The sequence below is a fragment of the Nesterenkonia halobia genome, assembly GCF_039536005.1.
GTDB lineage: Bacteria > Actinomycetota > Actinomycetes > Actinomycetales > Micrococcaceae > Nesterenkonia > Nesterenkonia halobia.
This window is the reverse complement of record NZ_BAAAYG010000005.1, coordinates 225,471-234,375: the sequence shown is the minus strand read 5'-3', so window position 1 is coordinate 234,375 and position 8,905 is coordinate 225,471. Positions and strand designations below refer to the sequence as shown.

The 8,905-nt window shown below is 71.6% G+C and carries 8 protein-coding genes; 1 reads left to right on the top strand and 7 read right to left on the bottom strand.

Annotated elements, in window-relative coordinates; genetic code table 11:
* Positions 1-62 precede the first annotated feature (62 nt).
* From mgtE to ABD652_RS07650, 4 genes are all read right to left on the bottom strand, one after another.
* On the bottom strand, positions 63-1,397 hold the full coding sequence (mgtE, locus tag ABD652_RS07665) for a magnesium transporter (protein ID WP_344719899.1): 1,335 nt from the start codon (positions 1,395-1,397) through the stop codon (positions 63-65).
* A gap of 74 nt (positions 1,398-1,471) precedes the next feature.
* A complete protein-coding gene (gene purH / locus ABD652_RS07660) occupies positions 1,472-3,142 on the bottom strand; it encodes a bifunctional phosphoribosylaminoimidazolecarboxamide formyltransferase/IMP cyclohydrolase (RefSeq protein WP_344719897.1) in 1,671 nt (556 codons plus the stop codon).
* A 54-nt stretch (positions 3,143-3,196) separates the two neighbouring features.
* Positions 3,197-3,877, bottom strand: coding sequence for a response regulator (locus ABD652_RS07655; RefSeq protein ID WP_344719895.1), 681 nt, complete (start codon positions 3,875-3,877; stop codon positions 3,197-3,199).
* Positions 3,874-5,214, bottom strand: coding sequence for a sensor histidine kinase (locus tag ABD652_RS07650; RefSeq protein ID WP_344719893.1), 1,341 nt, complete (start codon positions 5,212-5,214; stop codon positions 3,874-3,876). Before ABD652_RS07650 ends, ABD652_RS07655 begins: the two co-directional genes overlap by 4 nt.
* A gap of 263 nt (positions 5,215-5,477) precedes the next feature.
* Between ABD652_RS07650 and phoU the strand changes: the two genes are divergently transcribed.
* Positions 5,478-6,134, top strand: a complete 657-nt coding sequence (gene phoU / locus ABD652_RS07645; RefSeq protein WP_153143024.1) for a phosphate signaling complex protein PhoU — start codon at positions 5,478-5,480, stop codon at positions 6,132-6,134.
* Positions 6,135-6,268: 134 nt separating this feature from the next.
* Here phoU and ABD652_RS07640 read toward each other — a convergent pair whose 3' ends face one another.
* From ABD652_RS07640 to ABD652_RS07630, 3 genes are all read right to left on the bottom strand, one after another.
* Complete coding sequence (locus ABD652_RS07640; RefSeq protein ID WP_344719889.1) at positions 6,269-7,015, bottom strand: phosphoglyceromutase; 747 nt, start codon at positions 7,013-7,015, stop codon at positions 6,269-6,271.
* 137 nt (positions 7,016-7,152) lie between these two features.
* Complete coding sequence (locus ABD652_RS07635) at positions 7,153-7,479, bottom strand: DUF2516 family protein (RefSeq protein WP_344719887.1); 327 nt, start codon at positions 7,477-7,479, stop codon at positions 7,153-7,155.
* A gap of 10 nt (positions 7,480-7,489) precedes the next feature.
* Entirely contained in the window at positions 7,490-8,890 is a 1,401-nt protein-coding gene (locus ABD652_RS07630) for a trans-sulfuration enzyme family protein (RefSeq protein WP_344719885.1), read from the bottom strand.
* Between the last annotated feature and the right edge of the window lie 15 nt (positions 8,891-8,905).

Below are 8,905 nucleotides of genomic sequence, written 5' to 3'. Positions count from 1 at the left end.
GACGCCGGCGTCGAGCCGCCGTCGGGCGTCGGGCCCGATGCTCCGGAGACGGACGGGGCGGGTCAGATCCCCAGCACCGCGCGGGCGATGAGGAAGTAGACGACCAGTCCGGAGGCGTCGACGAAGGTGGAGATGAACGGGTTGGCGAAGACGGCGGGGTCGGCGCCGAGCTTCTTGCCCAGCAGCGGCATCAGCCCGCCCGCCGAGGCGGCCAGCGTGCAGAGCGCCACCAGGGTCAGGCCGATGACGACGCCGATGTCCCATGTGTAGGTGAACCCGACGCCGAGCAGCCCCAGCACGCCCAGAGTCGAGCCCAGCGTGGCCCCGACCCGCAGTTCGCGCCAGGCCACCTTCAGCGCGTCGCGCGTGCTCACGTCGCCCAGCGCCAGCGCGCGGGTGACCGTGGTGGCCGCCTGGTTTCCAGTGTTGCCGCCGATGCCGATCAGCAGCGGGATGAAGAGGCTCAGGACCACCAGCTGCGAGAGCGTGGCCTCGAAGACGTCGAGCACCTGCACCGTCAGCGTGCCGCCGATCGCCAGCACGAAGAGCCACACCACGCGGGTGCGCATGATGCGCAGCACCGGAGTGGACAGATACGGCCGGTGCAGCGGCTCGGCACCGCCGTGGCGGGCGGCGTCCTCGGACTCGGCCCGCTCGAGGATGTCCAGCGCGTCGTCGACGGTGAAGATGCCCACCACCCGGTGCTCGGAGTCGGTGACCGGCATGGCCAGGTGCTTGCGGTCGGCGCAGAGCCGTGCGGCCTCCTCGGCGGGCAGATCGGCGTCGACCGAGTCCACCTCGGTCATCAGCTCCTCGATCGCCTCGTCCTCCTCGGCCGAGACCAGCACGCGCAGCGAGACCACGCCCTTGAGCAGCCGCTGACGATCCACCACCGGCAGCGTGTAGAGCGTCTCCGCGTCGGCGCCGGCCCGACGGACCTTCTCCAGCGCCTGCCCGACGGTCCAGTGCTCGGGGACGGCGACGAACTCCGGGCTCATCTGCCGGCCGATCGTGCTGGACGGATACCCCAGCACGATGTTGGTCAGGCTCCGCTCGCGCGGGTCCAGGTGGCGCATCATCTTCCGCGCCACCGAGGCCGGCATCTCGTCCATCAGCCGGACGCGGTCGTCCGGGTCGAGCGCGTCGAAGAACAGCGCGACGTCGACGTCCTTCAGGCCCTCGATGATCTCATGCTGCAGCGCCTGGTCGAGCATGTCGAAGACGTCGACCGCCTGGTCCTTGGGCAGCAGCCGGAAGGCCACTGCCCGCTCCCGGACGCCGAGGCGCTCGAGGAAGTCGACGATGTCTCCGACCGCGTGCTCCTCCAGCGCGCGGCGCAGCTCGGTGAGCCGCTCGTCGCGGACCATCTCGGTGAGTTCGTCCAGCTGCTCCGACACTGACCATCACCCCTTCCGAGGGTGTTCATACCTGGTGATCGCGGGTCCGGCGCGGCCGGCGGCCGCGCGCGCGATCAATGGTAGAAGTGGCGCGCGCCGGTGAAGTACATCGTCAGTCCGGCCTCCTCCGCGGCGGAGACGACCTCCTCGTCCCGTTTGGAGCCGCCCGGCTGGACCACCGCGCGGACGCCGGCGGCGATCAGCGTCTGCAGCCCGTCGGCGAACGGGAAGAAGGCGTCGGAGGCGGCCACCGACCCGCGGGCCCGGTCCACGCCGTCGCCGGCCAGCGTGTTGGCCCGCTGCACCGCCAGGTGGCAGGAGTCGAGGCGGTTGACCTGGCCCATGCCGATGCCCACCGAGGCGCCGCCGTCGGCCAGCAGGATGGCGTTGGACTTCACCGCGCGCACCGCGCGCCAGGCGAATTCGAGGTCGGCCATCGTCGCGGCGTCGGCGGGTCGGCCGGCGGCCAGCGTCCAGCTGCCGACGGCGTCGCCCTCGGCGTCCAGCGCGTCGGAGGCCTGCAGCAGCATGCCGCCGGAGATCTGGGTGTACTCGACGGTGTCGCGGCGGTGCCCCTCGGGCAGCTGCAGCAGCCGGATGTTCTTCTTCGCCGTCAGGATCTGCAGCGCCGCCTCCTCGAAGGACGGGGCGACGACGACCTCGGTGAAGATCTCGGAGATGGTGGTGGCCATCTCCGCGGTCACTTCACGGTTCGCCGCCACGACGCCGCCGAAGGCCGAGAGCGGGTCACAGGCGTGGGCGGCGCGATGGGCCTCGGCGATGGTCTCGGCGACCGCCGCGCCGCAGGGGTTGGCGTGCTTGATGATCGCCACCGCCGGCGCGGAGAAGTCGAAGGCGGTGCGCACCGCGGCGTCGGCGTCGACGTAGTTGTTGTAGCTCATCGCCTTGCCGTGCAGCGTGCGGGCCTGGGCCAGCCCCGGGGCGGCGTGCCGCTCGGCGTAGAGCGCCGCCGGCTGGTGGGAGTTCTCCCCGTAGCGCAGCGAGGCGGTCCGCTCCAGGGCCAGGCCGGCGTGCGGCGGGAACTTCAGCGCCTTGTCCTCGCGGGTCAGCGGCGGCTCGGGCAGCGAGGCGGCGTCGAAGTCGTCGTCGAACTGCTGCGAGGTCCAGCGGGCGACGGCGGTGTCGTAGGCGGCGGTGTGCGCGAAGGCCAGTGCGGCCAGCCGCTGGCGGGTGGCCAGCGTGAAGCCGCCCTCGCCGACGGCGGCGACGGCCTCGGCGTAGCGCAGCGGGTCGACGACGACGGCGACCGAGGCGTGGTTCTTCGCCGCGGCGCGGACCATCGAGGGGCCGCCGATGTCGATCTTCTCGATGATCTCGTCCTCGGTGCCCCCGGCGGCGACGGTCTCGGCGAAGGGGTAGAGGTTGACCACGACCAGGTCGAAGGGCGCGATGTCCAGCTCCTCGAGCTGCTCGCGGTGGTCCTCGCGGGTCCGGTCGGCGAGGATGCCGGCGTGCACCCGCGGGTGCAGGGTCTTCACCCGGCCGTCGAGGCACTCGGGGAACCCGGTGACCTCGGCGACCTCGGTGACCGGCAGGCCGGCGGCGGCGATGCGGCTCGCCGTCGACCCGGTCGAGACCAGCTCGACGCCGGCCTGGTGCAGACCGCGGGCGAGATCCTCCAGACCGGTCTTGTCGAACACCGAGAGCAGGGCCCGGCGCACGGGCCGCCGTTCCGCGGCGGAGGGGTTGTCGGACTTCTCAGTGGACTCGGGCACGCTGCTCACGCACACTCCTTCTCTCCGTCGCGCGGGTGGGGCTCGCGACCAGTCTATCGGGAGTCAGCCCTCGAACTTGTACCCCAGCCCGCGCACGGTGATCAGGTGCTGCGGCTGCGACGGGTCCGGCTCCAGCTTGGCGCGCAGTCGCTTGACGTGCACGTCCAGCGTCTTGGTGTCGCCGACGTAGTCCGAGCCCCAGACGCGGTCGATCAGCTGACCGCGGGTGAGCACCCGGCCGGAGTTGCGCAGCAGCATCTCCAGCAGCTCGAACTCCTTCAGCGGCAGCCCGATCTCCTCCTGGTCGACCACGACGCTGTGCCGCTCGACGTCCATGCGCACCGGCCCGGCCGAGACGATCGAGGTGTCCTCGACCTCGGGGTCGACATGGCGGCGCAGCACTGCGCGCACCCGGGCCAGCAGCTCGCGGGAGGAATAGGGCTTGGTGACGTAGTCGTCGGCGCCGAGCTCGAGCCCGACGACCTTGTCCACCTCGTCGTCCTTGGCGGTGAGCATGATGACCGGCACGTTGGAGCGCTGCCGGATCTGCCGGCAGACCTCGGTGCCGGGCTGCCCCGGCAGCATCAGGTCGAGCAGCACCAGGTCGGGGCCCTCCTGGTCGAACAGGTCCACCGCCTGGAACCCGTCGTCGGCGACGGAGACGTCATACCCCTCCTTCTCGAGAGTGTATGACAGGGCCTCGGAGAACGAGGCCTCGTCTTCGACGATGAGAATCCTGGTCACGCTGTTCCTCCTTCATCGGCGGTGCGGCCGGCCGAGGCGCCGCCGGCCTGCCCGCCCCGCTGCTCTCCACTGGTCTGGTCCGCGTCGTACTGGTCCGCGTCGTACTGGTCCGCGTCGTGCTGCTCGGTGTCATGCTGCTCGGCGTCGGTCTGCCCCGCCGCGGGATCCTCGGATGCCGCCGGCAGCGTCGTCGGCGTCTCGCCGGTGTCCAGGCTGGAGTCCCGCTCGGGCAGCCGCACCGTGAAGGTCGAGCCCTTGCCCGGCTGGGACCACAGCGAGACGTCGCCGCCGTGGTTGGCGAAGACGTGCTTGACGATGCTCAGCCCCAGGCCGGTGCCGCCGGTCTCCCGCGAGCGCGCGGCGTCGACCCGGTAGAAGCGCTCGAAGACGCGCTCCTGCTCCTCGGCGTCGATCCCCATCCCCTGATCGGTGATAGTCACCTGGGCGATGCCGTCGCGCGAGGTCAGCCCGACGCCCACCCGGGTCTTCTCCGGCGAGTAGCGCACCGCGTTGTCGATGAGATTCCGGAAGGCCATGGTCAGCTGGTCGTGGTCGCCGTGGACCGGACGCGGCGCCGACCCGCCGACGCGCAGGTCGATCCCCTTGGACTCGGCCGGCAGCCGGGTGCGGTCGACGGCGTCGGAGATCACCTCCTGCAGATCCACCGCGGACTCGGCGCGCAGCACGTTCTCGCCCTGCACGCGGGAGAAGTCGATGATGTCCTGGACCAGCTCGGAGAGCCGGTCGGACTCGCGGTGCAGGCGCTGGGCGAAGCGGCGGACGGCGACCTCGTCGTCGGCGGCGTCCTCCAGCGTCTCGGTCAGCAGCGAGATCGCGCCGACCGGAGTCTTCAGCTCATGGGAGACGTTGGCGACGAAGTCGTTGCGCATCGCCTGGGTGCGGACGAACTCCGTGCGGTCGTCGGCCAGGATCAGGATGTACTCCTCCCCCAGCGGGGCCACGCGCAGATGCAGCACGATGCTGGACTCGCCCTGGAGCCCGCGGGGCAGCTCGCGGTCCTCGTCGAGGATCACCCCGTCGGCGCGCACCCGGGCGGTCATCCCCAGCAGCTCCTGGTGGACCACCGTGTGGCCCCGGACCAGGCCGAAGGCGTAGGCGGCCGGGTTGGCGCGGACGACGCCGTCGACGGTGTCGACGACGAGATAGGCCAGCCCCAGCGAGGCGAGCACCTCGGTGGCCCCGGGCGGCATGGCCGGCTCGTCGACGTCGATCCCGGCGACGCGCTGCCGTTCGCTCACGCGGAACGCGTGCATCCCGGCCACGCCGAGGGCGAGACCGGCGAGTCCGGCGAGGATGGCGATGATGACGGGGTCCACGGGTCCACCTTAGGCATGTGTTCATGCATTCGTCGCCGTGAGTCCCTTTCCGTCGCCGGGGTTCAACAATCGTTCACCTGGTGGTTGACTGGACCCCCGTTCCACGTTCACATCGCTGGGCGAACCTGGTCCGTCGGGGATGGACGCGGCACCGGTTCCGCCCGCGGGGCGCCACGGCCGAGCCGACGCCCCGCGGGGCCGGCCGCACGCCCCGCAGGACACCGACGCCTCCCGGCGCGACTCGACGAAAGGACTCCGGTCACGTGCGCACGCTCTTTCAGGAAGACCTCCAGAAGCTCGGGGACGAGCTGATCCGGATCTCGACGCTGGCGGCCGAGGCGATGGACAAGGCGCGCCGGGCGTTCGAGGACGCCGACGTCCAGCTGGCCGACGAGGTCATCGCCGCCGACCAGCGCATCGACGCGCTGCAGAACGACCTCGACGAGCACGCCATCGACCTGCTCGCCCTGCAGGGCCCGGTCGCCTCGGACCTGCGGATGATCGTCGGCGCGCTGCGGATGAGCGCCTCGCTGGAGCGGATGGGGGACCTGGCCCGGCACATCGCCCAGCTGGTGCGGCTGCGCTTCCCGGACCACGTCGCCCCCGACCACCTGAAGCCGGTGTTCTCCCGGATGGCCGAGCACTCGGTGACCGGCGGGCGGAAGGTCACCGAGCTGCTGGAGACCCGCGACCTGGCCGTCGCCCGGGAGGTCACCGAGATCAACGAGCAGATCAACGAGCTGCACCGGTCGATCTTCACGCTGATCGCCGAGGAGGACTGGGAGGCCTCGGCGGCGACGACGGCGGACTGCACGCTGGCCAGCCGCTACTTCGAGCGCTTCGGCGACCACGCGGTGGCGGTGTCGAACAAGGTGGCCTACCTGGTCACCGGCGAGTGGGACGCGAAGGCCGCCGAGTGAGCTGACGGCTGGTCGCGGGTTCCGCCTCGCGCCATGCACGTCGAACGGGGGATTCCTCGGGATGCCGACCGGCCGGACCGGTGCAGCACCCCGAGGAATCCCCCGTTCGACGTGCGGGAGGGGCCTCGGGCCCCCTACTTCTTGCCCTGGTTCGCCACCGCCTGGATGGCGTCCTGCGCCGCCTCCGGGTCCAGGTAGGTGCCGCCGGGGTTGAGCGGGGCGAAGTTCTCGTCCAGCCGGTAGTGCAGCGGGATGCCGGTGGGGATGTTCAGGCCGGCGATGTCCTCGTCGCTGACGCCGTCGAGGTACTTCACCAGCGCGCGCAGCGAGTTGCCGTGCGCGGCCAGCAGCACCGTCTTCCCGTCCTTCAGGTCCGGGATCACCGAGGACTCCCAGTAGGGCAGGAAGCGCTCGACGACGTCCTTCAGGCACTCGGTGCGCGGCACCGCGTCGCCGAGGTCGGCGTAGCGCGGGTCGCCGACCTGCGAGTACTCGTCGTCGGCGTCGAGCTCCGGCGGCGGGGTGTCGTAGGAGCGGCGCCAGGTCATGAACTGGTCCTCGCCGTAGGTCTCCAGGGTCTGGGCCTTGTCCTTGCCCTGCAGCGCGCCGTAGTGGCGCTCGTTGAGCCGCCAGTGGCGCGTCACCGGGATCCACAGCCGGTCGGCGGTCTCCAGCGCCAGGTGGGCGGTGGTGATGGCGCGCTGCAGCAGCGAGGTGTGGACGACGTCGGGCAGCAGGTCGTGCTCGGCCAGCAGCTCGCCGCCGCGGGCCGCCTCGGTGCGCCCCTGCTCGGTGAGCGGGACGTCCACCCATCCGGTGAAGAGGTTCTTCTCGTTCCAGTCGCTCTGCCCGTGGCGGAGCAGAATGAGGTCATAGCTCATCTGACGGCGAAGTCCTTTCAGTATGTGCGGTCCGGGTATGCGGTCCGGGTATGCGGTCCGGGTATGCGGTCCGGGTATGCGGTCCGGGTATGCGGTCCGGGTATGCGATCCGGGTCTGCGGTCCGTGCAGTCGGCGGCTATTCGGAGACGGCCGGGTTCACGTCGGCCAGGTAGACGGCGGCCATGCAGGCGCCGATCACCGGGAAGAGGAAGCCGAAGGGGCCTCCGAAGAGCTGCGAATAGGCGCCGATCAGGCAGAGCGCCGAGGCGCCGCCGGTCATGCCCAGCCAGAAGCCCTTGGTGCGCTTGAACGCGATGTCGAAGCGCTGGGCGTTCTTCGGCAGGCACTTGATCAGCGCCATGAGCGCGACCACCAGGCAGACCACGGCGAAGGCGAGGAAGATCCACCGCTCCGCGAGGAGGACGGCGTACCAGATCCCGCTGAGGGCGAAGGTGGCGTTCATGCTCCCGATGCTATCGGGTCTCGGCGGGATTGTCCGGGCGGACGCCGCCCGCCAGCCGCAGCGCCTGGACCAGATCGGCGTGCAGATCGTCGACGTGCTCGATGCCCACTGAGAGTCGGATCAGCCCTTCGGGCACCGTGTCCGGCTCGCCGCCGTGCCGACGGCGCCGTTCGGCCAGCGACTCCACGCCGCCCAGGCTGGTGGCCGGCGTCCAGACGCGCAGGGCGGAGAGCACCGCGTCGGCGGAGGCGACGTCGGGCAGGTGCAGCGCGATGATGGCGCCGCAGCCGGCCAGCTGCTCTCCGGCGCGCTCATGCTGCGGATGCGAGGCGAGCCCGGGGTAGCTCACCGTCTGCAGCGGCGTCTCGCCGGAGGCGGCGAGCTGCTCCAGCCGGACCGCGAGCTCGGCGGCGTTGGCCTCGGCGGCGTCGAGCCGGACGGCCAGCGTGCGCACGCCGCGCAGCGCGAGGAAGACCTCCATGGGCCCGGGCACGGCGCCGTGCAGGCTGCGATGCCGGCGCAGCCGTTCGCGCAGCTGCGGGTCGGCGGCGACCGCCGCGCCCATCACCAGGTCGGAGTGGCCGGCCAGGAACTTGGTCACCGAATGCACCACGATGTCGGCGCCGTGCTGCAGCGGCCGCTGGCGCAGCGGCGTGGCGAAGGTGTTGTCGACGGCGGTCAGCACCCCGCGCCGTCGGGCCTCGGCCAGCAGCGCGGGCAGGTCGGCGACTTCGAGCATCGGGTTCGTCGGCGACTCGGCCCAGAGCATCACCGGAGCCTCCTGCGCCTGGGCGAGTGTGGCGACGTCGGCCAGCGTGGTCTGCACCGCCTCAGTGTCGGCGATGTCGACCCGGTGGGCGGTCAGCCGCCCCTCGGCGGCGAGCTCGTCCACCAGCGCGGAGGTGCCGTTGTAGCTGTGCCGCGGCAGGATGATGTGCCCGCCGATGGGCAGCAGGTGCACCACCGCGGCGATGGCGGCCATGCCGGAGCCGAAGAGCAGCGCCGGCGGGACCTGCAGCGCGGCCTGCTGCTCGGTGGCGACGAAGCCCTCGCCGCTCCAGGTGCTGCGCGTGCCGCCCTCCAGGTGGGCCAGCAGCTCCTCCAGCGGCTCCCAGGTGGGCATGCCTTCGCGGGCGTAGAGTCTGCCGCCGTCGTCGTCGGGCCGATAGCTGTAGGTCGAGGAGAAGTCGACCGGGGCGTTGACCGGCACGCCGGAGGCGCCCGGGGCGTGCGGATCGCCCTCCGGGCCGCCGCGGCCGGCCGAGACCACGTAGGTGTGCGGATGGTGGCCGGCGACCGGATGCTCGACGGCGTCGGACGTGGGGCTGTGCGGCTGCTGGCTGTTCGAGGCGTTCTCCACGTCGGCCACCCTAGTCCAGCTCTCCCGGGCCGCGCCGGAGCGGACGGTCATGCCCGCAGTGTGAGA

Coding starts and splice junctions, on each gene's coding strand:
- ABD652_RS07630 (WP_344719885.1), bottom strand. CDS start 8,890: ATGACCGTCCGCTCCGGCGCGGCCCGGGAGAGCTGGACTAGGGTGGCC.
- ABD652_RS07635 (WP_344719887.1), bottom strand. CDS start 7,479: ATGAACGCCACCTTCGCCCTCAGCGGGATCTGGTACGCCGTCCTCCTC.
- ABD652_RS07640 (WP_344719889.1), bottom strand. CDS start 7,015: ATGAGCTATGACCTCATTCTGCTCCGCCACGGGCAGAGCGACTGGAAC.